Annotated in this window: 21 protein-coding genes; 13 read left to right on the plus strand and 8 right to left on the minus strand. The window is 67.6% G+C overall.

Annotated features, from left to right (window positions below; translation table 11 throughout):
- Positions 1 to 43: 43 nt before the first annotated feature.
- From C1922_RS04515 to C1922_RS04535, 5 genes are all read right to left on the minus strand, one after another.
- Positions 44 to 655 (minus strand): glutathione S-transferase N-terminal domain-containing protein, encoded by a 612-nt coding sequence (locus C1922_RS04515; RefSeq protein WP_108748677.1) that lies wholly within the window; start codon positions 653 to 655, stop codon positions 44 to 46.
- Positions 656 to 741: 86 nt separating this feature from the next.
- On the minus strand, positions 742 to 1,200 hold the full coding sequence (locus C1922_RS04520) for a cell wall hydrolase (RefSeq protein WP_108748678.1): 459 nt from the start codon (positions 1,198 to 1,200) through the stop codon (positions 742 to 744).
- Positions 1,201 to 1,501: 301 nt separating this feature from the next.
- Positions 1,502 to 3,532 (minus strand): NADPH-dependent 2,4-dienoyl-CoA reductase, encoded by a 2,031-nt coding sequence (locus C1922_RS04525; RefSeq protein WP_108748679.1) that lies wholly within the window; start codon positions 3,530 to 3,532, stop codon positions 1,502 to 1,504.
- A gap of 79 nt (positions 3,533 to 3,611) precedes the next feature.
- Positions 3,612 to 4,253 carry a hypothetical protein gene (locus C1922_RS04530; RefSeq protein ID WP_108748680.1) on the minus strand — a complete coding sequence of 214 codons (642 nt, stop codon included), beginning with the start codon at positions 4,251 to 4,253 and terminating at the stop codon, positions 3,612 to 3,614.
- A gap of 196 nt (positions 4,254 to 4,449) precedes the next feature.
- Positions 4,450 to 5,466, minus strand: coding sequence for a zinc-binding alcohol dehydrogenase family protein (locus tag C1922_RS04535; RefSeq protein WP_108751482.1), 1,017 nt, complete (start codon positions 5,464 to 5,466; stop codon positions 4,450 to 4,452).
- Positions 5,467 to 5,824: 358 nt separating this feature from the next.
- Between C1922_RS04535 and C1922_RS04540 the strand changes: the two genes are divergently transcribed.
- The 4 genes from C1922_RS04540 (at position 5,825) to C1922_RS04555 (ending at position 8,896) form a co-directional block, all read left to right on the plus strand.
- Positions 5,825 to 6,916 carry an OmpA family protein gene (locus tag C1922_RS04540; protein WP_108748681.1) on the plus strand — a complete coding sequence of 364 codons (1,092 nt, stop codon included), beginning with the start codon at positions 5,825 to 5,827 and terminating at the stop codon, positions 6,914 to 6,916.
- Positions 6,917 to 7,134: 218 nt separating this feature from the next.
- Positions 7,135 to 7,644 (plus strand): hypothetical protein, encoded by a 510-nt coding sequence (locus C1922_RS04545; RefSeq protein ID WP_108748682.1) that lies wholly within the window; start codon positions 7,135 to 7,137, stop codon positions 7,642 to 7,644.
- Positions 7,645 to 7,664: 20 nt separating this feature from the next.
- Positions 7,665 to 8,474 (plus strand): pseudouridine synthase, encoded by an 810-nt coding sequence (locus C1922_RS04550; RefSeq protein WP_199912225.1) that lies wholly within the window; start codon positions 7,665 to 7,667, stop codon positions 8,472 to 8,474.
- Between the two features lie 86 nt (positions 8,475 to 8,560).
- Entirely contained in the window at positions 8,561 to 8,896 is a 336-nt protein-coding gene (locus tag C1922_RS04555) for a hypothetical protein (RefSeq protein ID WP_108748683.1), read from the plus strand.
- A 388-nt stretch (positions 8,897 to 9,284) separates the two neighbouring features.
- Here C1922_RS04555 and kbl read toward each other — a convergent pair whose 3' ends face one another.
- Positions 9,285 to 10,493, minus strand: a complete 1,209-nt coding sequence (gene kbl / locus C1922_RS04560; protein ID WP_108748684.1) for a glycine C-acetyltransferase — start codon at positions 10,491 to 10,493, stop codon at positions 9,285 to 9,287.
- Between the two features lie 198 nt (positions 10,494 to 10,691).
- Here kbl and C1922_RS04565 point away from each other — a divergent pair, with 198 nt between their 5' ends.
- A complete protein-coding gene (locus tag C1922_RS04565) occupies positions 10,692 to 11,384 on the plus strand; it encodes a TorF family putative porin (RefSeq protein WP_108748685.1) in 693 nt (230 codons plus the stop codon).
- Between the two features lie 133 nt (positions 11,385 to 11,517).
- Here the strand turns inward: C1922_RS04565 and tdh are convergent, their stop codons facing one another.
- Entirely contained in the window at positions 11,518 to 12,540 is a 1,023-nt protein-coding gene (gene tdh / locus C1922_RS04570; protein ID WP_049404249.1) for an L-threonine 3-dehydrogenase, read from the minus strand.
- Positions 12,541 to 12,754: 214 nt separating this feature from the next.
- Here tdh and C1922_RS04575 point away from each other — a divergent pair, with 214 nt between their 5' ends.
- From C1922_RS04575 to C1922_RS04605, 7 genes are all read left to right on the plus strand, one after another.
- Positions 12,755 to 14,917 (plus strand): S46 family peptidase, encoded by a 2,163-nt coding sequence (locus C1922_RS04575; RefSeq protein ID WP_108748686.1) that lies wholly within the window; start codon positions 12,755 to 12,757, stop codon positions 14,915 to 14,917.
- Positions 14,918 to 15,108: 191 nt separating this feature from the next.
- Positions 15,109 to 15,753 carry a histidine phosphatase family protein gene (locus C1922_RS04580; RefSeq protein WP_108748687.1) on the plus strand — a complete coding sequence of 215 codons (645 nt, stop codon included), beginning with the start codon at positions 15,109 to 15,111 and terminating at the stop codon, positions 15,751 to 15,753.
- 41 nt (positions 15,754 to 15,794) lie between these two features.
- Positions 15,795 to 17,066 (plus strand): bifunctional tetrahydrofolate synthase/dihydrofolate synthase, encoded by a 1,272-nt coding sequence (gene folC, locus C1922_RS04585; RefSeq protein ID WP_108748688.1) that lies wholly within the window; start codon positions 15,795 to 15,797, stop codon positions 17,064 to 17,066.
- 79 nt (positions 17,067 to 17,145) lie between these two features.
- Positions 17,146 to 18,186, plus strand: coding sequence for an SPOR domain-containing protein (locus C1922_RS04590; RefSeq protein ID WP_108748689.1), 1,041 nt, complete (start codon positions 17,146 to 17,148; stop codon positions 18,184 to 18,186).
- Between the two features lie 46 nt (positions 18,187 to 18,232).
- A complete protein-coding gene (locus C1922_RS04595) occupies positions 18,233 to 18,985 on the plus strand; it encodes a CvpA family protein (protein ID WP_233614963.1) in 753 nt (250 codons plus the stop codon).
- Between the two features lie 58 nt (positions 18,986 to 19,043).
- Positions 19,044 to 20,510, plus strand: coding sequence for an amidophosphoribosyltransferase (gene purF / locus C1922_RS04600; RefSeq protein WP_108748690.1), 1,467 nt, complete (start codon positions 19,044 to 19,046; stop codon positions 20,508 to 20,510).
- Between the two features lie 10 nt (positions 20,511 to 20,520).
- Positions 20,521 to 21,345: a ferritin-like domain-containing protein gene (locus C1922_RS04605; protein ID WP_108748691.1), complete on the plus strand. Its 825-nt coding sequence runs from the start codon at positions 20,521 to 20,523 to the stop codon at positions 21,343 to 21,345.
- Positions 21,346 to 21,453: 108 nt separating this feature from the next.
- Here C1922_RS04605 and C1922_RS04610 read toward each other — a convergent pair whose 3' ends face one another.
- Positions 21,454 to 22,920 carry a DUF2235 domain-containing protein gene (locus C1922_RS04610; protein WP_108751484.1) on the minus strand — a complete coding sequence of 489 codons (1,467 nt, stop codon included), beginning with the start codon at positions 22,918 to 22,920 and terminating at the stop codon, positions 21,454 to 21,456.
- A 225-nt stretch (positions 22,921 to 23,145) separates the two neighbouring features.
- On the opposite strand from C1922_RS04610, the gene C1922_RS04615 reads away from it, so the two are divergent.
- Positions 23,146 to 24,399 (plus strand): M12 family metallo-peptidase, encoded by a 1,254-nt coding sequence (locus tag C1922_RS04615; protein WP_108748692.1) that lies wholly within the window; start codon positions 23,146 to 23,148, stop codon positions 24,397 to 24,399.
- Positions 24,400 to 24,472 lie beyond the last annotated feature (73 nt).

A 24,472-nucleotide genomic window follows, 5' to 3' on the forward strand; every position in this document is an offset into this window, starting at 1 on the left:
CAGATCCGTTCGCGCGGCGGACGGCTCTGACCCCGCACTGGCATCAGGCCAGGCCTTCGGCCTTCAGCACGGCCTGCACGCCGGCGTCGGCGTCCATGCGCGCCTTGTAGGCGGCCAGGTTGTCCAGGCCGGACAGGTCCACCTTGGTGCCGGCTGCCCAGCGCAGGGTGATGTAGAAGTAGGGGTCGGCGAAACTGCGGAAACCGGCCAGCCACGGCTTGTCGGCCAGCTGCTTGTCGGCGGTTTCGAACAGCCCGCGCAGGCGCTTGTGGGCCGCGGCACGGACCGCGTCGTACTGGCCTTCGTCGGCAATGAACTTGCCCGGTGCGAACAGCGGCGAGAACGCCGGGTGCACGTCGGAATTGACGAAGGACAGCCAACGGGCCGCTTCAGCGCGCTGGCGCGGGCTGCCATCGCCGCCCAGGCCGGCCTGCGGGAAGCTGTCGGCGATGTAGCCCATGATGGCCGCGTTCTGCACCAGCACGAAGTCGCCATCGACCAGCGCCGGTACGGCGCCCGCCGGATTGATCTTCAGGAATTCCGGACCCTTCAGGGTGTCCTTGTTCAGCAGCTCGACGTCGAACGGCTGGCCGGTCCACTGCAGGGCGATGTGGTCGGCGGTGGAGCAGGCACCGGGCTTGCTGTACAGCTTCATGGGAACTCCAGGGTAGGGCGTGGTGGAAACACCCACTATCCCAGAGCCCCGGCAGCGGCGGCAACGCTGCCGCCGGCAACAGATCGTTACGACTGGCGAGGCTTGAGGTTCTGCACCTTGTAGAAGGTGTGATCGCCGATGGTGGCCACCTGGTAGGCGTTGCGCCAGTTCGGGCTGGCAATGGCCAGTGCGGCGAAATGGCTGGCGCCGGGCACGATCTCGCGGCGTTCGCCGGCCGGCAGCGCCCAGTTGCGCTCGGCATCGAAGGCCACGTTCATGGCTTCGCTCCAGGCGGCGTCATTGCCCAGCTGGGTGCCGGGCGATACCAGGGTGGGCGCGAACTGCTTGCGCGCGGTGACCACCTGACACATCGAATCGCCCCACAGCCCGCTGTCCAGGCGGCGCAGGGCCACTTCGGCCACGGCCTGCTGGCCGCGCAGGGTCTGGTCGCGGGCTTCCAGATAAACGGTGGTGCTCAAACACAGCGAATCAGCCGCAGGCTGCGGCAACAACTGCGACAGCCAGAGAATCCAGGCCAGTTTCATATGACTCCTTGCTCCGTATGGGCCGCACCTCGCGGTTCCGGCTGCGGGGGGCGGCCGGGGGCTGGGTACGACTTGGCGTGATGGGGAGGCGGCCATCGGGGCCGCCCCGTGGGCGGCCTCCAAAACGTTGATCACGAACCGATCAGGGAGGACCGCACCGGCTCACCGGAAACTGGCTGGTGAGCGGAAAGATGGCGCAAGGTAGGGGGCTGTTACCGAACGCTTCCTGAATCGTCCGGCTTGACATTCAGCTTCGGGGGCGGTGACGGAAATCACATTGGCGCCCCCATTCATCTGCAGATCAGAGCGCGGCGGCGACCCGGCTGCCCTGGTTGATTGCACGTTTTGCATCCAGTTCGGCTGCCACATCGGCACCGCCGATCAGCTGCGCGGTGATGCCCGCAGCTTCCAGTTCGGCCTGCAGCGCACGCTGCGGTTCCTGCCCGGCGCAGATCACCACGTGGTCCACCGGCAGCAGTTGTTCGCTGCCGTCCACGCGGATGCGCAGGCCGGCATCGTCCACGCCCAGATACTCCACGCCACCGAGCATGCGCACGCCCTTGGCCTTCAGCGTGGCGCGGTGGATCCAGCCGGTGGTCTTGCCCAGGCGGGCACCGGGCTTGCCGGGGCTGCGCTGCAGCAGCCACAGCCGCCGCGGCGAGGCTTCCACCGCGGGCGTGGCCAAGGCGCCGCGCGCCTCGAAGCGGGCGTCCACGCCCCACTCGGCCATCCAGCGCTGCGGGTCCAGCGCGGGGGAGGGGCCGTCATGGCTGAGGAATTCGCCCACGTCGAAGCCGATACCGCCGGCGCCGATGATCGCCGCACTGGCACCCACCTGCACCCGGCCCAGCAGCACGTCCAGATAGTTCACCACCTTGGGGTGGTCGGCACCGGGGAAATCGACCCGGCGCGGCACGATGCCGGTGGCCAGCACCACGTGGTCGAAACCGGTCAGGGACGTGGCATCGACGTGGGTGCCCAGGCGTACGTCCACTCCTGTTTCGGCCAGCTTGTTGCGGAAGTAGCGCAGGGTCTCGTGGAATTCTTCCTTGCCGGGAATGCGCTTGGCCACGTTGAACTGGCCGCCGATCTCATCGCCGGCATCGAACAGGGTGACCTGGTGCCCACGCTCGGCGGCGACCGTGGCGCAGGCCAGCCCGGCCGGGCCGGCGCCGACCACGGCGATCTTCTTCGGTGCGGTGGTTGGGCGGTAGACCAGCTCGGTTTCGTGCGCGGCGCGCGGGTTCACCAGGCAACTGGCCAGCTTGTTCTCGAACACGTGGTCCAGGCAGGCCTGGTTGCAGGCGATGCAGGTGTTGATGGCCTCGGGGCGGCCGGCACGGGCCTTGTTCGTCCATTGCGGGTCGGCCAGCAGCGGGCGTGCCAGCGACACCATGTCGGCGCCGCCACTGGCCAGGATGCGCTCGGCAACATCGGGCATGTTGATGCGGTTGGTCGCCACCAGCGGCACCTTCACGTGCGGCTTCAGCTTGGCGGTGACCCCGGCGAACGCCGCGCGCGGCACCGACGTGGCGATGGTGGGAATGCGCGCTTCATGCCAGCCGATGCCGGAATTGATGATCGTCGCGCCGGCGGCCTCGATGGCCTGGGCCTGCTGCACGATCTCTTCCCAGTTGCTGCCGTTGTCCACCAGGTCCACCAGCGACAGGCGGTAGATGATGATGAAATCCGGGCCGCACGCCTCGCGGATGCGGCGTACGATCTCGACCGCGAAGCGCATGCGCTGGCGCGCGTCACCGCCCCAGGCATCGGTGCGTTTGTTGGTGCGTGGGGCGATGAATTCGTTGATGAGGTAGCCCTCCGAACCCATCACCTCCACGCCGTCGTAGCCGGCCTCGCGGGCCAGCTTCGCACTGCGCGCGTAGTCGGCGATATGGCGTTCGACGCCGCTGGCCGACAACGCACGCGGGGTGAACGGATTGATCGGCGCCTTCAGCTTCGACGGCGCCACCGACAGCGGGTGGTAGGCATAGCGACCGGCATGCAGCAGCTGCAGGCAGATCTTCGCGCCGTGCTGGTGGGCGGCGGCGGTGAGCTGGCGGTGCGGGCGTACTTCCCAGGGCCAGGACAGCTTGCCGCCGAACGGCTTCAGCCAGCCGACCACGTTGGGTGCGAAACCGCCGGTGACGATCAGGCCCACGCCGCCCTCGGCGCGCTCGGCGAAGTAGGCGGCCAGGCGCGGGAAATCACGGGCGCGGTCTTCCAGGCCGGTGTGCATCGAGCCCATCAGGACCCGGTTGCGCAGCTGGGTGAAGCCCAGGTCCAGCGGGGCGAACAGGTTCGGATAGGCGGTTTCGTTGGCTGGCGACATGTCGATACGCTTGCGTACGGAAGCGCGAAGCGTGCCGTGAAACGGCGGCCGGGGCAAGGGGCGCCCCGGCCGCGACCGATCACCCCACGCCGCGCTGCGCGCTCGCCGGGCGGGGTGCGGCGCCCGCCGCCGGGGCGCGGCCGATGCCGAACCAGCCCAGGGTGATGCCGCACAACGGCCCGATCAACACGGCGAAGGCCAGCGTGCCCAAGCCGACATCGCCGCCCAGCCACCACCCCAGCAGCAGCACGCTGCCTTCGATCAGGCTGCGCACCTTCCAGATCGGCCAACCGGTACGGGCGTGCAGGCCGGTCATCAGGCCGTCGCGTGGGCCGGGGCCCAGGCGCGCGCCGATGTACAGGCCGGTGGCCAGGGCGACCAGCAGCAGGCCGCCGGTAAACAACGCCACCTGCCAGCCCAGCGCGGTGGCCGGTGGCAGCAGCCACAGGCCAATCTGCGCCGAGGGACCGATCAGCAGCACGTTCAGCACGGTGCCGGCGCCGGGCTTCTGCCGCAGCGGCCACCACAGCAGCAGCACCAGCGCGCCGATGGCGTTGGTGGCCAGGCCGAACGACAGCGGCGTCTGCGCGGCGATGCCCTGCGACAGCACATCCCATGGGGCGACGCCGATGCCGGCGCGGATCATCAGGGCCGCACCGAAGCCGTACAGGAACAGGCCGGTGATCAACTGCAGCAGGCGCAGGGGCAGGGCGGTAGGCATGGAGGACTCGGGAATGGGGGAGGACAACTGTTGCCACCGTAATCCCGATTTCCGCGCTGCAATAGATACAGATGCGGGTCAATCCGCGCGCACAGCCGGCAGCAGAGTAAAGCTTGCTCGACTGACAAGGCCGGTAAAGTCGGGCTTGCTCGACTTCGCGAGACAACAGTCGGGCACGCTCGACTCTACCGGGCCGTCATTCCCAGCCGGCCAGCGCCAGCTTGCCGATCGTGCGCCCGCTGGCCAGGCGCTCATGCGCTGCCTGCAGGTTGGCGGCGTTGATGCTGCCCACCACTTCGCTCAGGGTGCCGCGCAGCTGGCCGGCGTCGATCATGCTGGCCGCACGGTTGAGGATGCGGTGCTGTTCAATCTGGTCGGCGGTCTGGAAACGCGCGCGTGCGAACATGAATTCCCAGTGGATGCCGATGCACTTGGCCTTGTAGGGATCGCCGATGCGCAGCGGCCCGCGCGGCTCGACAATCAGCCCGACGTGGCCTTGCGGCGCCACGATCTGTCCCAGTTCGTCCCAGTAGTGGTCGGTGTCGGCCAGGTTCAGGGCCACCTGCACGCTGTCCACGCCCAGCGCCTGCAACTGCGGCAGCAGGGGCTGGTGGTGGTCGATCACATGGGCCGCGCCCATCCGTCGGCACCAGTCCACGGACGCTTCGCGCGAAGCTGTCGCAACAACCTCGAAACCGGCGTGCTGGGCCAACTGGATCGCCATCGAGCCCACACCGCCGGCGCCGCCGATCACCAGCAGGCGTTGCCCGGCATGGCGGCGCCCGTCCAGCTGCAACGGCATGCGCTGGAACAACAGCTCCCACGCAGTAAGCGTGGTCAACGGCAGGGCGGCAGCTTCGGCGAAATCCAGCGTGGTGGGCTTGCGCGCCACCAGCCGTTCATCCACCCATTGATACTGCGCGTTGCAGCCCGGGCGGGTCACGTCGCCGGCGTAATAGACCTCGTCGCCGGAAGCAAACAGGCTGGCCTCTTCACCGATCGCCTCCACCACCCCGGCCGCATCCCAGCCGAGTACGCGGGGCCGGTCGAGCATGGCCTCGGTGGTGGCCGCGCGCTGTTTGCCATCGACGGGGTTGACCGAGATTGCCTGTACCCGCACCAGCAGATCGCGCCCCCGCGGAGGCAGGGGCGGAGGCAACTGCACATCCTGCAGCGCAGGCAGAGATTCACGACACAGGGCGACGGCTTTCATCATGACTCCGGCTCGGTTCGCGCGTTCATCATAAGGTTCCTCACCTCGATGGGCGCGCGCTGAATCGTCGCGAGTTTCCCTTTTCCGCAGTTGTCACATTGTGTCCTTAATGCCCTTCAAACCCTTGTGCCACGGGGGTATTGCGGATTTTCATGATCCTGTATAGGGTTTCAACGTCGGACCGGTGGCTGGTCGGGTACGACGCTTCACATGTTACGGGACTGTTAACATGACCTTCACCCGCCTGAGCATAATGTTCGCGGCGGTGGCGTGCTGAATCGGCTGTCTGAACATCGACGCAGTAGTGCTGGCCCATGCCTCTACCGGTTTCATACCCCCGAAATAGGAGCTGTACTCAATGAACAAGAAGATCCTTACTGCCGCGCTGCTGGGCGGTCTGGCTTTCGCCCAGGCTGCGTCGGCGCAGGAGTTCGATGACCGCTGGTACCTGACCGGTTCGGCTGGCTTCAACTTCCAGGACAGCGACCGTCTGACCAATGACGCCCCGTTCGTCACCCTGGGTCTGGGCAAGTTCATCAGCCCGAACTGGTCGCTGGACGGTGAGCTGAACTACCAGAACCCGAACTTCGACGCCAACCAGGATCTGAACTGGTCGCAGTACGGCGTGTCGTTCGACCTGCGTCGCCACTTCATCCAGGAAGGCCGCGGCTGGAACCCGTACATCGTCGGTGGCCTGGGCTACCAGAAGTCCGAGGAAGAGTACGCTGCCCTGGACAACAACGGTCCGCGTGAGCGCAAGGACGGCAACCTGTCGGCCAAGCTGGGCGTCGGCCTGCAGACCACCTTCGAAAAGCGCGTTGCTGTCCGCGCCGAAGTGGCCTACCGCGCTGATTTCGACGACCAGAGCGTTGCCGCTCGTGACGAAAGCTGGTTCGGCGACGTGCTGGCTTCGGTCGGCGTCGTGATTCCGCTGGGCCCGGCCCCGGTGGCAGCTGCCCCGGCTCCGGCTCCGGTTGCCCCGAGCTGCGCCGACCTGGACGACGACGGTGACGGCGTCAACAACTGCGACGACAAGTGCCCGAACTCGCAGCCGGGTCAGACCATCGGTCCGGACGGTTGCCCGGTGCCGGTCTCGATCGACCTGAAGGGCGTGAACTTCGACTTCGACAAGTCGAACCTGCGTCCGGACGCTGTGGCCATCCTGTCGGAAGCTTCGGAAATCCTGAAGCGTTACCCGGATCTGCGCGTTGAAGTGGCCGGTCACACCGACTCGAAGGGTACCGACGCTTACAACCAGAAGCTGTCCGAGCGTCGCGCCACCGCGGTGTACAACTACCTGACCCAGAACGGTGTGGACGCTTCGCGTCTGCAGGGCCCGATCGGCTACGGCGAGAGCCGTCCGATTGCCCCGAACACCAACCCGGATGGTTCGGACAACCCGGAAGGTCGCGCCAAGAACCGTCGTACCGAGCTGAACGTCCAGAACTAAGTTCTGACGCTCTGCCAGTAAGACACAGCAGGACCCGGCTTCGGCCGGGTCTTGTTGTTTGTGGAGCCAGGGAATGCGCGGGTACCGCGCAAAAGACAACCGTCCATCGGTTTTTTTCCAGAAAACCAACAGGTTGCCGTATTCATTGAAGGTTCCGCTTGAAAGCTGTGCCGGCATTGCTAAACTCGCCGCGTCACTTCCTTTCGTGGATGCCCCTCATGTTGCGCTCTGCATCGGCCGCCGTTCTGGCGCTGGCCCTGGTTCCCGCTGCCCACGCCGCGGTTGATTGCTCGGTCAACACCAGCGCGTCGCCGCTGCCTCTGCCGGCCACCGCCATCGCGCCGGTGGCTGACGAGCTGTACATCCGCGGCAGCCAGCTGGGCATGTCCGCCGGCGTGCTGGGCAGCAGCTACGATCCGTCGCAGTCGCTGGACCAAGTGCTGCAGCGCCTGCGCATCGATGGCTGCCAGAACATCGCCAAGGCCATTCCGAGTGCGCCGGCGGTGAAGCCGAACGACCCGGCCGCGTACAAGCCGCAGACCGAGTTCGACAACACGCCGTGGCGCTTTGACATGAGCCAGAACGGCAAGCGCATGACCGCCGAAGAGTTCGACGCCTGGATGAAGGCGCGCGGCGTGCGCGTGGTGAAGGCACGCCCGGCACCGGCCGCGGCGCCGGCGCCCGCCACCGAAGCACCGGCTGAAACCAAGCCGGGCGAGAAGAAGTAAGCCGCGCGGGGAGCAGAGGCTTGCGCACGCGCCGCCCGCCTGCCACCCCCGCCGCCCGCGCCCACGCACCGCGTGGGCGTGCGAATGCCACTGCGGCATCGGCCGGTGTGCGCCATGGCCTGGCCCGCGTGTTGTCAAAGGCGGGCATCTGCTCGCGTACCGAAGCCGCGCGCTGGATTGCCGAAGGCCGCGTGCGCGTGTCCGGGCGCATCGTGCGTGACCCCGAATTCCCGATTGCCAGCCCGGCACCGCCGATCGAGGTGGATGGCCAGCCGTTGGCGCCGCCGCAGCGCCTGTACCTGATGCTGAACAAGCCGCGCGGGGTGGTGACCACCGCCCAGGACGAGCGTGGGCGCGACACGGTGTACCGCTGTTTCGACGGCGCCGGCCTGCCCTGGGTCGCCCCGGTGGGGCGCCTGGACAAGGCCAGTGAAGGGCTGCTGCTGTTCAGCAACGACCCGCAATGGGCCGCGCGCCTGACCGATCCGCAGACCGGGCCGGACAAGACCTATCACGTGCAGACCGATCGCCTGCCCGACGACGCCACCCTGGCGGCGCTGCAGGCCGGTATTGAAGACGAGGGCGAGTTCCTGGTGGCCCGCGCCGTGCGCGTCCTGCGCAGCGGCGACAAGACCGCGTGGCTGGAGGTGGTGCTCGAGGAGGGCCGCAACCGCCATATCCGTCGCCTGTTGGCGGCCTTCGACCTGCAGGTGCTGCGCCTGGTCCGGGTCGCGATCGGCGGGCTGGTGCTTGGCGATCTCGGCAAGGGGCAATGGCGGGAGCTGCAGGTCAGCGACCAGCAGCAGCTTGTGGCTGCTGCACCGGGCTGAAGTCCGGCCCACGGCTGGCCGCGGCCAGCCACCGTTCCAGGCGTAGGGGGCGCCTGGTTTTCGATTTACTTGAACGGAGTGTGCCCATGTACCCGACCCTCAACCGAACCCTGCGCTGCGCCGGCCTGCTGTTGCCGCTGGCCGTGCTGACCGCCTGCAGCGGCCACAAGAAGGTGGCCAAGGCCGAAACCCCGGCCGAGGCGCCGGTGGTGGAGGTAAAGACCCCGGAACTGGATGGCCGCGGCAGCTACCGCTTCATGATGAGCAACGGCGACCAGAAGATGACCGCCGACCAGTTCGACGCCTGGATGAAGGCCAACGGCATCCGCGTGGCCAAGGGCAACGCGCAGGACGCCGCCGCCAGGCCGGTGGTGGTGGCCAGCAAGGACGAACCGAAGGGCAAGCAGAAAAAGAAGAAGTAAGCCGGTAGGTGCCGGCCTTGGTCGGCACGCCATCAGTCCCGGTAGGTGCCGACCTTGGTCGGCACGCTCTGTCCGGTGGGGTCAGCACGCCATCAGCCCGGTAGGTGCCGACCTTGGTCGGCACGCTCTGTCCGGTGGGGTCAGAGCCCTTTCCTGCGGAGAGGGATCCGACCCCGCGCGGGGTCAGCACGCCATCAGGCCCGGTAGGTGCCGACCTTGGTCGGCACGCTCTGTCCGGTGGGGTCAGAGCCCTTTCCTGCGGAAAGGGATCCGACCCCGCGCGGGGTCGGCACGCCATCAGGCCCGGTAGGTGCCGACCTTGGTCGGCACGCTCTGTCCGGTGGGGGCAGAGCCCTTTCCTGCGGAAAGGGATCCGACCCGGACCTGATCAGCCCTTGATCACGCCCAGTTCCACGCCGATGCGGGTGAACGCATCGATCGCGCGGTCCAGGTGCTCGCGGGTGTGGGCGGCACTGATCTGGGTGCGGATGCGCGCCTGGCCCTTGGGCACCACCGGGAAGAAGAAGCCGATCGCGTAGATGCCTTCTTCCAGCAGGCGCTCGGCGAACTTCTGCGCCAGCGGTGCGTCGTACAGCATCACCGGGCTGATCGGGTGCACGCCCGGCTTCACGTCGAAACCGGCGGCAACCATCTTTTCGCGGAAGTAGGCGGTGTTCTGCACCAGCGTGCTGCGCAGGTCATCGGCGGCGGCCAGCATCTCGAACGCCTTGATGCCGGCGGCCACCACGTGCGGCGGCAGCGAGTTGGAGAACAGGTACGGGCGCGAACGCTGGCGCAGCAGTTCGATCACTTCGGCGCTGGCGCAGGTGAAGCCGCCGAGCGCGCCGCCCATGGCCTTGCCCAGGGTGCCGGTGATGATGTCGATCTTTTCCAGCACGCCCTTCACTTCGGCCGAGCCGCGGCCGCTGGCACCGAGGAAGCCGGTGGCATGGCATTCGTCGATGTGCACCAGCGCGTTGTACTTCTTCGCCAGCGCGGTGATCTCGTCCAGCGGGGCGATGAAGCCGTCCATTGAGAACACGCCGTCGGTGGTGATCAGCTTGGTCTTGCAGCCGGCCGCATCGGCGGCTTGCAGCTGCGCTTCCAGGTCGGCCATGTCGCAGTTGGCGTAGCGGAAGCGCTTGGCCTTGCACAGGCGCACGCCGTCGATGATCGAGGCGTGGTTCAGTGCGTCGGAAATGATCGCGTCGTTCTCGCCGAGCAGCGGCTCGAACAGGCCGCCGTTGGCGTCGAAGCAGGCCGCGTAGAGGATCGTGTCCTGCTTGCCGAAGAAATCGGCAATCTGCTTTTCCAGCTGCTTGTGCAGGTCCTGGGTGCCGCAGATGAAGCGCACCGAGGCCATGCCGAAGCCATGGCTGTCCAGCGCGTCCTTGGCCGCCTGGATCAGGTCCGGGTGGTCGGCCAGGCCCAGGTAGTTGTTGGCGCAGAAGTTCAGCACGGTGCGGCCATCGTCGAGGGTGATCTCGGCCGACTGCGGGCTGGTGATGATCCGCTCGGACTTGAACAGGCCCTGGGCGCGGATGGCGTCCAGTTCGTCGGCGTAATGGCGGGTCAGGGCGGAGGAGGCGTCGGTCATGGCGTGGGCACGGCTCAGCACGGGAAACCACCGATTCTACCGGGCAAGCTGGGCCGTCGACCGGGCAGGGCGCGCCACCGCCATGCCCGGCACATGTTGCATCGCAATAGCAAACGGGTTAAAAATTCGTGAACCGGCCGTGTCTGGCCCGGTTGCCGCTTCCGCCTTCCACGCCACCGCCCCCCACCGGAGACGCCCATGAAGCACGCCCGTGCCTGCCTGTCCCTTGCCGCCGCCCTTGCCCTGGCCCCGTTTGCCGCCAGTGCCCAGGAGGCCGAGTCGCCTTACAGCTGGAATGTCACCGCTGTTTCCGATTACCTGTTCCGTGGCGTCTCGCAGACCGACGAAGATCCGACCCTGCAGGCCGGCTTCACCTACACCAGCCCGGTCGGCCTGTATGCCGGCGTGTGGGGTTCGGGCGTGGATTTCGGCCCGGGCGACCCGAGCGTTGAAGTGGATTACCAGATCGGCTACGGCATTGACGCGACCGAGCGCGTGAACTTCGATGTGCTGCTGAACCGCTACACCTACCCCGGTGCCAGCGAGCTGAACTACAACGAGCTGATTACCACCACCACGCTGGATGACACCTACAAGCTGACGGTGGCCTACAGCAACGATGTGTGGAACAGCAGCACCGATGGCTGGTACTACGCGCTCGGTGGCGAGTGGGGCCTGCCGCAGGACTTCACGCTGAGCGCCAACGTCGGCCGCAGCACCTTCGAAAAGGGCATCGCCAAGGATTACACCGACTGGAACGTCGGCGTCAGCCGCCAGTTCGGCATGTTCAACGTGGGCCTGGGCTACTACGGCACCGACAGCGACGGCCGCTACAACTCGGGCAAGCTGGCGCACAGCCGCGTGATGCTGAGCGTGGCGATCGGCAACTGACGCCGCTGGCGTTGCGGCAGGTGCCAGGCTTGCCTGGCACGCTCTACGAAAAAGGCGCCCGATGGGCGCCTTTTTCAGTTCCGGAGCGTGCCGAGCAAGCTCGGCACCTACCATTCGCGCGCGGAACCGAGGATCAATTCCAGCTGAGGACGACCTTGCCGGCCTTGCCTTCTTCCATCAGGTCGAAGCCCTTCTGGAAATCGTCGATCGGCAGCTGGTGGGTCATCACCTTGCCCAGCGGGAAGCCGGACAGCACCAGCTGGGTCATCTTGTACCAGGTCTCGTACATCTTGCGGCCGTAGATGCCCTGCACGGTCAGGCCCTTGAAGATGATCTTGTCCCAGTCGCAGCCGGCGCCCTTGGGCATGATGCCCAGCATGGCGATCTTGCCGCCGTGGTACATGCAGTCGAGCATGTCGTTGAACGCGCGCGGGTTGCCGCTCATTTCCAGGCCCACGTCGAAGCCCTCCATGTGCAGTTCCTTCATTACGTCCTTCAGCGACTGGTTGGCGACGTTCACCACGCGGGTGGCACCCATGTCGGCGGCCAGCTTCAGGCGGAAGTCGTTGACGTCGGTCACCACCACGTTGCGCGCGCCGATGTGCTTGCAGATGCCGGCGGCGATGATGCCGATCGGGCCGGCACCGGTGATCAGCACGTCTTCGCCGATTACATCGAACTCCAGCGCGCAGTGCGCGGCGTTGCCGTAGGGGTCGAAGAACGCGGCCAGCTCGGACGGAATCTGGTCGGGGATCGGCCACAGGTTGCTGGCCGGCATCACCATGTATTCGGCGAAGGCGCCGTTGACGTTCACGCCGATGCCGACGGTGTTCGGGCACAGGTGCGGGCGGCCGCCGCGGCAGTTGCGGCAGTGGCCGCAGACGATGTGGCCTTCGGCCGACACGCGCTGGCCGATCTCGTAGCCGGTGACGGCCGAGCCGAGCGCGGCGATGCGGCCGACGAACTCATGGCCGATGGTCAGGCCCGGCTTGATGGTGCGCTGGCTCCACTCGTCCCACAGGTAGATATGCAGGTCGGTACCGCAGATGGCGGTCTTTTCCAGCTTGATCAGCACCTCGTTCGGGCCCGGGGTCGGAACCGGAACCTCTTCCAGCCAGATGCCCTTGGCGGCTTCGCGCTTGACCAGGGCCTTCATCGTTTGCTGCGCCATCGGGTGGAACTCGTCAGGGGGAAAACGCGGATTATAGAGCGCTGGGCGCAATTCCCATGTTGCGCTGCGGGTGCGAAGCACCCCCCGGCAGCGCCAGGCCATGCCCCGCGGACCGGCCCGCGCAGCCCATGACTTCCGGGCATCGGGCGGGGCAGGGGGCTGGGCTACACTCGGCGGTTCCATCATCAGGGGCTGCTCGATGCGCTCGAACCTGCTTGCTTTCTCCATCGTTGCCAGCCTTGGGCTGGTCCAGGTCGCCCATGCCGCCGAAGGCATGTGGGTGCCGCAGCAGCTGCCGGAAATCGCCGGCCCGCTGCAGAAGGCCGGCCTGAAGCTGTCCCCTGAACAGCTGGCCGACCTGACCGGCGACCCGATGGGCGCGGTGGTCGCGCTCGGCGGCTGCACCGCCAGCTTCGTGTCCCCGCAGGGCCTGGTGGTCACCAACCACCACTGTGCCTACGGTGCCATCCAGCTCAATTCGACCGCGCAGAAGAACCTGATCAAGGACGGCTTCAATGCGCCCAAGCTCAGCGATGAACTGAGCGCCGGCCCGAACGCGCGCGTGTTCGTGCTTGACCAGATCACCGACGTCACCGCCCAGGCCAAGGCCGCCATCGCCGCCGCCGGCAAGGACCCGCTTGCCCGCAGCCGCGCGCTGGATGCCTTCGACAAGGCCCAGGTGGCCGCCTGTGAAGCCGACGCAGGCTTCCGCTGCCGCCTGTACTCGTTCAGCGGCGGCAATACCTACCGCCTGTTCCGCAACATGGAAATCAAGGACGTGCGCCTGGTCTACGCGCCCCCGGGCAGCGTCGGCAAGTTCGGTGGCGACATCGATAACTGGATGTGGCCGCGCCATACCGGCGATTTCTCGTTCTACCGCGCCTATGTGGGCAAGGACGGCAAGCCGGCGGCGTTCTCGGCCGACAACGTGCCCTACCAGCCCAAGCACTTCCTGAAGTTCGCCGACCAGCCGCTGGGCGCCGACGACTTCGTGATGGTGGCCGGCTACCCGGGCCGCACCAACCGCTACGCCTTGGCCGGTGAGTTCAACGAGACCGCCAGCTTCACCTACCCGACCATCGCCCGCCACTACAACGCGGTCCTGAAGATGATCGACGAGGCCGGCAAGGCCGACCCGGACGTGAAGGTGAAGTACGCCGCCACCGCGGCCAGCATGAACAACGTGGCCAAGAACTACCAGGGCCAGCTGGAAGGGTTCAAGCGCATCGACGCCGCCGGCCAGAAGCAGGCCGAAGAAGCGGCCGTGCTGGCCTGGCTGAAGAAGCAGGGTGCCGCCGGCAAGCCGGCCCTGGCCGCGCACGCGCAGCTGGTCCAGCACCTGGCCACCAGCAAGGCCACCCGTGAACGTGATCTGTTCGTGGGTCAGTTCAACAACACCTCGGCGGTGGGCGCAGCCATCACCCTGTACCGCCTGTCGATCGAACGCAGCAAGCCGGACGCCGAGCGCGAAGCCGGCTTCCAGCAGCGTGACCTGACCACCATCGAAGGTGGCCTGAAGCAGATGGACCGCCGCTACGTGGCGAAGATGGACCAGCAGCTGCAGACCTACTGGCTGGACCAGTACGTGGCGCTGCCGGCCGCGCAGCGCGACAACGAAGTGCTGAACAAGTGGCTGGGTGGCAGCAACGAAGCCGCCGTGAAGTCGCTGGTCGGCAAGCTGTCGGGCACCGAGCTGGGCAGCCTGGACGCGCGCCTGAAGTGGTTCAACGCCGACCGCGCCGCCTTTGAAGCCAGCACCGATCCGGCCATCCAGTACGCCGTGGCGGTGATGCCGGCGCTGCTGAAGCAGGAAGAGCAGAAGAAGATCCGCGAAGGCGAATCGCTGACTGCCCGTCCGCTGTACCTGCAGGCCGTGGCCGACTACAAGAAGAGCCAGGGCGAGTTTGTCTACCCCGATGCCAACCTGTCGCTGCGCATCACCTTCGGCAACGTGATGGGCTACGGCAAGGACGGCGTGCAGTACACCCCGTTCACCACCTTGGAAGGCGTGGCCGCCAAGGAAACCGGCGAAGATCCGTTCGATTCGCCCAAGGCGCTGCTGCAGGCGGTCAAGGCCAAGCGTTACGGTGGCCTGGAAGACAAGCGCATCGGTTCGGTGCCGGTGAACTTCCTGTCCAACCTGGACATCACCGGTGGCAACTCCGGCTCGCCGGTGCTGGATGCGCACGGCAAGCTGGTTGGCCTGGCCTTCGACGGCAACTGGGAATCGGTCAGCTCCAACTGGGTGTTCGACCCGGTGATGACCCGCATGATTGCCGTGGACAGCCGCTACATGCAGTGGATCATGCAGGAAGTGGCGCCGGCGCCGCAGCTGCTGAAGGAACTGAACCTGGCCAAGTAAGGTTCACGGTCGCAGCGCCGGGCCGCGCCCGGCGGAATCCGCCTGCAATGCCCGAAACCCCGCGACCGGTGTCGCGGGGTTTTTTCATGCCCGGTCCGGCCCGGTGCGCCGAACAGGTATCATCCCTGTTCCGCGTACTTCACAGGATGTGAACGAAACGGAACCCTCCTCCCCCAGGACCCCTTGTTCGCATGCGCATCCTGCTTGCCCGTCACGGCGAAACGCCGTGGAACGCCGAAGGCCGCTACCAGGGCCAGATCGACATCCCGCTTTCGCCCATCGGCGAAGCCCAGGCCCAGGCTCTGGGCGCCCGTCTCGCTTCGGTGGACATCACCCGTGCGGTGGCCTCGCCGCTGTCGCGCGCCCAGCTGACCGCCCAGCTCGCCCTGGGTGCCGATCGCGCCGGCATGCTGCAGGCCGAGCCCGATCTGCAGGAAATCGCCCACGGTGAGTGGGAAGGCCTGCTGGCCAGCGAGATCAACGAAAAAGACCCGTCGCGCCTGAAGGCCTGGCGCGAGGAACCCGATACCGTGCTGATGCCGGGCGGCGAGTCGCTGCGCCTGGTGCTGGAGCGCAGCTGGCGTGGCCTGGCCCGTGCCGCTGAAGGCCTCGGCGAGCACGACACGCTGCTGGTGGTCGCCCACGACGCGGTCAACCGGGTGATCCTGTGCAAGGTGCTGGGCCTGCCGATTTCCCGCCTGTGGACCTTCCGCCAGGCACCAACCACCCTGAACCTGCTCGAAGGCGCCGACCTGGACAGCCTGGAAGTGGTGCGCCTGAACGATTGCGCCCACCACACGCCGTTCTTCGGCGAAGCCAAGCACCGCGCGCTGTAAACCCTTCCAACGAACCACCTGCTGCTGCTGGAACCCTTGCCGTGACGAACACCCCGACCACCCTGGCCGATTGGCTGGACTACATTGAACGCCAGCACCCGGCGAGCATCGACATGGGCCTGGAGCGCGTGCGCAGCGTGGCCGCGGCGATGGGGCTGGGCGCACCGGCCGGGCGCACCATCGTGGTCGGTGGCACCAACGGCAAGGGTTCCACCGTCGCCTTCATCGAAGCCATCGCCCGCGCCGCCGGCTGGAAGGTCGGCGCCTACACCTCGCCGCACCTGCTGCGTTACAACGAGCGCGTGCGCATCGATGGCCAGGACGTCGACGATGCCGCGCTGGTGGCGGCGTTCAACGCGGTGGAAGCGGCACGCGGGCGGACCACGTTGACCTATTTCGAGTACGGCACGCTGGCCGCGCTGCACCTGTTCGCGGCGGCCGGGCTGGATCTGGCCGTGCTGGAAGTGGGGCTGGGCGGTCGCCTGGACGCGGTGAACATCGTCGATGCCGATGTGTCGGTGATCACCACTGTGGATATCGACCACGCCGAATGGCTGGGCGAGGACCGCGAAGCCATCGGCGCCGAGAAGGCCGGCATCATCCGTGGCTGGAAGCCGGTGATCCTGGGCGAGACCGATCCGCCGTCCAGCGTGCTGGCCCGTGCCTATCTGCTGGGTGCCAACGCCATCCGCGGTGGCAGCGACTACTTCTACGAACCGATCGATGCGCAGCGCTGGCGCTGGCGCGATGTCGGCACCCGCCTGGAGCTGCCGACGCCGGCGCTGGCCGGCCCGATCCAGCTGGCCAATGCCGGCGCGGCGATCGCCGCCCTGCGCGCGTTGGACAAGCCGGTGCCGCGCGCGGCCTGGGCCGAAGGTGTGGCCGCCGCGCGCATTGCCGGCCGCCTGCAGGCATTCGAGCGCGATGGCATGCAGATCCGGGTGGATGTGGGACACAACCCGCAGGCGGCCGGGCAACTCGCGCGCGCGCTGAAGGCCGAAGTCGTGCCTGGCCGTACCCTGGCGGTGTACGCCGCGCTGCAGGACAAGGACGCGGTGGGCGTGGTGAATGCGCTGCAGGACGTGGTGACGCAGTGGGCCTTGGCCGGCCTGGATGGCGCCCGTGGGCAGAGCGCGCAGCAACTGCAGACGCGCCTGGCCGACACCGGCGCGGCAGCGGCCGCCCTGGCCGACAGCGTCGAACAGGCCCTGCAGCAGGTGCTTGCGCAGGCCCAGCGCGGCGATCGCGTGCTGGTGTTTGGCTCGTTCCACACCGCAGCACAGGCGCTGGCGTGGCTGCAGGCCTCGGCCTGACCTGCGTTCAGCCGACGCCGACGCCGTTTCGCCCGGCACCCGTATAATCGACCCAACTTCCGCCTGTCGCCTGCCTCACGTGGATACACCCCTGAAACAGCGTTTGATTGGCGCCATCGTCCTGGTGGCCTTGGCCGTGATCTTCCTGCCGATGCTGGTCAAGGGGCCGGCCCCGGACAGCGGTGTGGCCAATGTGCCGATCACCGCGCCCGATGCGCCGGGCGATGGCCAGTTCGAAACCCGTGAGCTTCCGCTGGTGGCCCCGGCAGGCGGCGCCACCGGCCTGCAGAGTGGCCAGGCCCGTCCGCTGGACGAAGCGGCCGCACCGGCCACCCCGCCCACCGTGGACACCTCGCCGGCCGTTGCCGCCGGCAACTACGCGGTCACCTTCGGCGCCTACGCCAGCCAGGCCGATGCCGAGGCGGTGATCGCCTACCTGAAGCGCTCGCAGCTGCCGGGCTTCTCGGATACCACCACCATCAACGGCCGCGCGGCATGGCGGGTGCGCGTGGGGCCGTATGCCGATCGTGCCCAGGCCGAGGCGGCCCGGCTGCAGGCGGTGAAGGTGCGGGCCGACGTGAAGGCCGAAGTGATCACCCTGGACGCGGCTCCGGCCGCCGCCGTTGCGGCCAGCCCGGCGGCGACCGCACCCAGCGCCAGTACCCCGGTGGCCGCACCGTCGCCGGCCGCTACGGCCAACCCGGTGCGCAGCGAAGCCCTGCCGGCCAGCACGCCGGTGGCGGCAGCACCGAAGCCCGAAGCGCCCAAGCCGGCACCGAAGCCGGAAGCGCCCAAGCCCGAAGCGGCCAAGCCGCAGCCCAAGCCTGAGGCCACCGCAGCAGCCAAGCCGGCACCGGCCACCCCGGCCGCGCCTGCGGCCAGCAGCGTCGGTTTCGCCGTGCAGCTGGGTGCCTTCGGTCAGGCCAATGACGCAAATGCCTTGCGCGACAAGGTGCGTGCGGCCGGTTTCAGCGCGTTCGTCGAGCAGGTGCGCACCGACAAGGGCACCTTGCACCGGGTGCGGGTGGGGCCCGTGGCCAGCCGCGCCGATGCCGACCAGTTGAAGGCCCAGGTGGCTGCCAAGGTCGGCGTGGCCGGCATGGTGCGCCCGCACCCATGACCTGTACGCCGCCTCGTTGCCAGCGCCGCCGAAGGAGCGGGGCGCCATGATCGACGTGGTGCTGCTGATCGTGATCGCCGCCTCCACCCTGCTGGGGTTGCTGCGCGGCTTTGTGAGCATCGTCATCGGCACGGTGTCGTGGCTGGTGGCGGCCTGGGCGGCCTTCGCCTTCGGCAATGATGCCGCCCGCTGGTGGGCGGCCCCGGCCGCCCCCGGCGGCGAACACTTCGTCGGCGGCTATCTGGGCGTCGGCATCGGCGTGATGATCGTGGTGGCCGTGATCGGCATGGTCATCAAGCACATCGTCCACCGCAACATGCTGGGCAGCCTGGACCGCCTGCTGGGCGGGGTGCTGGGCGCCGTGCGCGGCGGTCTGATCGCCGCCATCCTGCTGCTGCTGGGCAGCTTCACCCCGCTGGCCGCCGAACGGTCGTGGCAGGCCTCGGCCATCCGCCCGGTGCTGAACCCGGCCGTGGCCTGGATGAACAGCAAACTGCCGCACTGGCAGGTGCCCGGTGCCGATCTGCTGCCCAAGGCCTTGCCGATGGACGCTTTGTCCCCATCTGCGTTGATGGAACTGGGCAAGAGCGCTGGCGCCGATTTGGGCAAGCCGGGCGCGACAGGCGATAATGGCATCCTCAACCAGGTAGTGGCGGGCAGCGGATGGCTGCGGCCCGCGAAAGCGGAACAGGGCGAAGCATACGATCCGGCCGAAGTGCGCCCGGATGCCCCTGCACTGCCGGGCAACATCGAGCCGGACGATCCGGCCAACGTCGACCGCAGGCGCGGCGACCACTAAAGGCCAGGCACGGCCACCTTCCTTGTAACTGGGCACTGCCCAGCGGAGACCTCGCACCATGTGTGGCATCGTCGGAATCGTCGGCAACCAGAACGTCGCCGGGCAGTTGTATGACGGCTTGACCGTCCTCCAGCACCGTGGCCAGGACGCGGCAGGCATCGCCACCGCCAGCGGCAGCCGCCTGCGGGTGCAGAAGGCCACCGGCCTGGTCCGCGATGTGTTCGATGCGCGCACCATGTCCACCCTGGAAGGCAGCGTCGGCATTGCCCACGTGCGCTACCCGACCGCCGGTTCGGAAGGCATGGACGAGGCGCAGCCGTTCTACGTCAATTCGCCCTACGGCATCGCGCTGGCCCACAACGGCAACCTGATCAATACCGAAGCCCTGCGCCAGCAGGTGTTCGAGCAGGACCGCCGCAACGTCAACACCGATTCGGACAGCGAAGTGCTGCTGAACGTTTTCGCCTACGAACTGGAGCAGCAGCGCCAGCTGAGCCCGGAAGCGGCGATCCGTGCGGTAGCCGGCGTGCACCGCCGCTGCAAGGGTGGCTATGCGGTGGTCAGCGTGGTGCTGGGCCTGGGCCTGGTCGCCTTCCGCGATCCGCATGGCATCCGCCCGCTGGTGCTGGGCAAGCGCAGCCACGCCGAAGGCGATGAGTACATCGTGGCCTCCGAATCGGCGGCGCTGGACATCCTCGGCTTCCAGCGCGTGCGCGACGTGCAGCCTGGCGAAGCGCTGGTGATCACCGCGCGCGGCGAGCTGTTCTCGGAAATCTGTGCAGAGCCGGCCGAGCACACTCCGTGCATCTTCGAATACGTGTACTTTGCACGCCCCGATTCGATGATCGACAACGTGTCGGTGCACAAGGCGCGCATGCGCATGGGCATCAAGCTGGGCGAGAAGATCCTGCGCCTGCGCCCGGACCACGACATCGACACCATCATTCCGATTCCCGATACCTCGCGTGACGCCGCGCTGGAAATTTCCAACGTGCTGGGCGTGAAGTACCGCGAAGGCTTCATCAAGAACCGTTACGTCGGCCGCACCTTCATCATGCCGGGCCAGGGCGAGCGGGTGAAGTCGGTGCGCCGCAAGCTGAATCCGATCCACCTGGAATTCCGCAACCGCGTGGTGCTGCTGGTGGATGATTCCATCGTGCGCGGCACCACCAGCCAGCAGATCGTGCAGATGGCGCGCGATGCCGGTGCACGCAAGGTCTACCTGGCCAGCGCCGCGCCGCCGGTGCGCTTCCCCAATATCTACGGCATCGACATGCCGGCTGCCGAAGAGCTGGTGGCGCACAACCGCAGCGTGGAAGAAATCGAAGCGCACCTGGGCTGCGACTGGCTGGTCTACCAGGACATCGAAGACATGGAAGCGGCGGTGCGCGAAGGTAACGCCGCATTGCAGAACTTCGATTCGTCGTGCTTCAACGGGCATTACCCCACCGGTATCGAACCGGGCTATTTCGAGCGCATCCAGCAGTTGCGTTCGGACGATGCCAAGCACAAGCGCCGCGCCTGAGGCGCAGCCGGTGGTTGACGTGCCCGATGCCGGCGGTGACCTGCTGCGCGCCGCGCAGCAGTGTCTGGCCGAAGCCGATCCGCTGCGCAAGGTGGCACTGACCCAGGCCTACGCAGCGGCCTTCCGCAGCGGACGCCTGAAGGTGCCGGCCGATGCGCCGCCGCCCGAGCCGATCCGCATGCCCGGGCGGCCGCCGCAACTACGGCTGGTGCATCCGCGCGAAGTGCCGCGGCGCGGGTTGGGTGGCGTGGAAGGGCGGGCTGCCTTCATCCACGCCATCGCCCATATCGAACTGAACGCGATCGACCTGGCCTGGGATGCGGTCTACCGCTTCCGCGGCCTGCCGCCGGCCTTCCACGCCGACTGGGTGAGCTGCGCCGACGACGAATCGCGCCACTTCATGCTGCTGCGCGAACGCCTGTTGGCGCATGGCCACGATTACGCCGATTTCCCCGCCCATAACGGTCTGTGGGAAATGTGCGAGAAGACCGCCCACGACGGCCTGGCACGCATGGCCCTGGTGCCACGCGTGCTGGAAGCGCGTGGCCTGGACGTAACGCCGGGCATGATCGAGAAACTGCGCAACGTCGGCGATGCTGCTACCGCTGATGTGCTGGAAGTCATCCTGCGCGAAGAAGTGGCCCACGTGGCCGCCGGTTCGCGCTGGTACCGCTGGTACTGCGACCGCGCCGGCGTCGAGCCGCGTACGCGCTTCAAGGCATTGCTGCAGGAGTTCGCCGGCGGATACCTGCATGGGCCGTTCAATCTGGAAGCGCGCCTGCTGGCCGGTTTTGACGAAGACGAGCTGGCCAACCTGGTGGAACAGGCCGGCTGAGCCGCAGGGCAGGGCGTCCATCCACGCTGATGCCCTGTGTGCCAAGCAAGCTTGGCACCTACCGGATGCCGGTTTGCGCAGCAAACCCACGCCATGCGTGGATAGACCTCACGCGTTGGGCAACACCATCCGCCGGCCATCCACCGTCGGCCGGTTGATGTAGAACAACCCCGGCCCCGGGCGGTACGGCAGCTCGCTCACCCCCGCATCGGCGGCGAAGGTCAGCGCGGTATCGCCCAGTGCATCGAAGTTCCAGTGCGCCGACTGCATCAGGTAAAGGCGTCGCAGCAGGGCTTCCTGGGTCGGCGTAAGCGCCTGCCCCGCCAGCAGCCGGCGCGCGATCGGCTGCAGCGGCGCTGGCAGCTCCCAGCCCGGCACCTGCGCCGCGTCGGCACTCCAGCGCACCCCGGCTTCAGCGGCGCGCTGCTGCATCACCTGCAGGGCGATCAGCTGGTAGCGCCAGTCGATGCGCCTGCGCAGCACCACCGCAGCGGTCACGTGCAGCACCGGTGCCATCATCACGCTGCGGCTGCCGGCGCGGCGCTGCTGCTGCCACTGGTGCCACACATCCACCCACACTTCCTTTTCCGTCGCTCCCAGCTGCTGGCGCCAGCGCTCGGCATCGGCCTGCGCTTCGGCGTAGACCGTGGTGGCCTGCAGCATCGCCAGCGTGGGGGTCTGGTAATCGTCCACCGGCGCCCGCCGCAGCGGCTGCCGGCGCGGGCGGCCCAGCAGCTTCGGGCCTTCTTCCAGCTGGTCGTAGCCGCCGCCGATGTTGGCGTGCACGCCCGGCAGGGCAATCTCCTCATGGGTCGGTGCAACCGTGGTCAAGGCGTAGTGCTGGCGATGCTCGTCGCGCGCACTCAGCTGCACCACACGCTCGGCAATGCCCGCGGGCAGAACGATGCGCGGCTGCTCGTCGGCGCGCCGGCCGCTGACCGCCACCACGGTGTCGAACAGACCAACGAAGCGCAGTGCAGGGCGCGGCAGGGCGAAGTCGGCGGCGCAGGGCAACCCGGCGCCCTGCAGGCGCAGGCGCCACTGGCCGGCGTCCCAGCCGTGCAGCTGGTTGGCCAGGTCGCGCGCGGCCGCTGCCCCGCGCGAAAAGCCGAAAAGATCGACCTGCACCCCGTGCAGCGGCTGCTGCCAGTGCGCTGCCAACGCCGAAAGCGCGGCTGGCAGCAGCTCGTGCAGTGCACGCTGCACCTTGGCGCGCACGCCGCTGGCGCCAATGCCGAAGGCCAGGCCGATCAGATCATCCTCGGCATCGTCGCGGGTTCCCACCCCTTCCACGTAGATCGCCAGCGACGGCTCGGCCAGCGGCGCGCGACGGCTGTCCGGATACAGCTGGTGCAGGCGCGCGATGTTGGTGGTGCCGTTGTCGTAGCTGCTGGTCAGCCGGCTCTGGTAGGTCGAATCGTCGTCGGCACGCAGCAGGGCAGGACGCGGTTGCGGTGGCTGCGGCCGCCCGCGCGCCAGGTTGTGCGCGTTGTTGCGGGTGCCATCGAAGAACAGGCCCAGGTGCAGCACGGCGCCCTGCGCACTGTCCCCGTTGCGGGTCTGACCTGCAGCCATGTGCATCCCCTGTGGTGGTCATGTCACGGCGGCGCGAAGGCCGTGTATGGGCGCAGTGTACAGCGGCTCTTGACCTGCCTGAACGCTGCCGCCGGCCGTCACAGATCCGCATGCCGGCCGGCGCGAACGCTTGTATTCACGGGCGCTGCGCAGGCCATATGGCCACACCCGGCCCCCGGGTCGTGCTGCATCAACGCTGTCTACTTCACTCCAAGGAGCGACAAGATGATGTCCAGATACATCGGTCAAGCGGCAGGTGGTGTGTTGTTGGGGCTGTGCGTGGTGGCCGCCGCGCAGGCGGCGCCGTTGTTCGAGCCGGTCACCGTGCTCAGCCGCGCTTTGGCCAGCAGTGAACCGCAACTGGGGCGGCTGCTGTCGGCACCGTCCACCGCAACGGTGCAGGAAGTGCGGGTGGATGCGGCGGCCACCACGCAGTCGCAGCTGGAATTCGAGTTGCTGGGGCAGAAGGTGCAGGCCACGCGCAGCCGGGTCGATGCGCTGGCCGACGGTGGCAGCGTCTGGTACGGGCAGATCCGCAGTCCTTCCGAACGGCTGCAGAAGGCGGGCGGCAGCCTGCAGGACGATCCGGCGAACTCGGTCATCCTGGTGCGTTCGGGCAACACGCTTACCGGTTCCATCCGTAAGGACGGCACGTTGTACCGGCTGCGCCCATTGGGCGATCGGCATGTGCTGGTGGAGGTGGATGAATCGCGCATGCCTGCCGATCATCCGGCCGACTACAACCAGCTGCCGAAGATCAGCATGCCGGCCAACGATCGTGTCGGCATCGCGCAGGCGTCATCGGGCAGTCCGGCGACGATCCGCGTGCTGGTGGTAGCCACCAATGCGGCGGTGGCCGCCTATGGCGGCAACATGCAGTCGCTGGTGCAGCTGGCGGTGGCCGAATCCAACCAGGGCTATGCCAACAGCAATGTGGGCATCACCCTGCAGCTGGCCGGGTATGAAACCACCACCTACACCGAGTCCGGCAATTTCAGCACCGACCTGGCGCGCTTCCGCAGCACCAGCGATGGCTACATGGACAGCATCCACACCAGCCGCAACAACACTGCGGCCGATGTCGGCGTGCTGCTGATCAACAACAGCAGCTATTGCGGGCTGGCCTCGGGCATCGGCTCCACCGCATCCACCGCGTTCGCGGCGGTGTATTGGGACTGCGCGACCGGCTACTACTCGTTCGCCCACGAAATCGGCCACCTGCAGAGTGCGCGGCATGACATCGCCACCGATCCCAGCACCTCGCCGTATGCTTACGGCCATGGCTACCGCTATGAGCCGGCCAGCGGATCGCGCTGGCGCACGATCATGGCCTATGCCTGTTCGGCCGGCTGTCCGCGGCTGAACTTCTGGTCCAATCCGAACATCAATTACAACGGTGTGCCGATGGGCATTGCCAGCAGCGCCGACAACCAGCGCGTGCTGGTGAACACCAAGGCCACCATCGCCGGCTTCCGCTGACGCGGTTACCGGATGGCAACCGCCGACCAAGGTCGGCGTCTACCGGCCTACGCGCTCTGGTAGATGCCAACCT

Source organism: Stenotrophomonas sp. ZAC14D2_NAIMI4_7, from assembly GCF_003086675.1.
Classification (GTDB): domain Bacteria; phylum Pseudomonadota; class Gammaproteobacteria; order Xanthomonadales; family Xanthomonadaceae; genus Stenotrophomonas.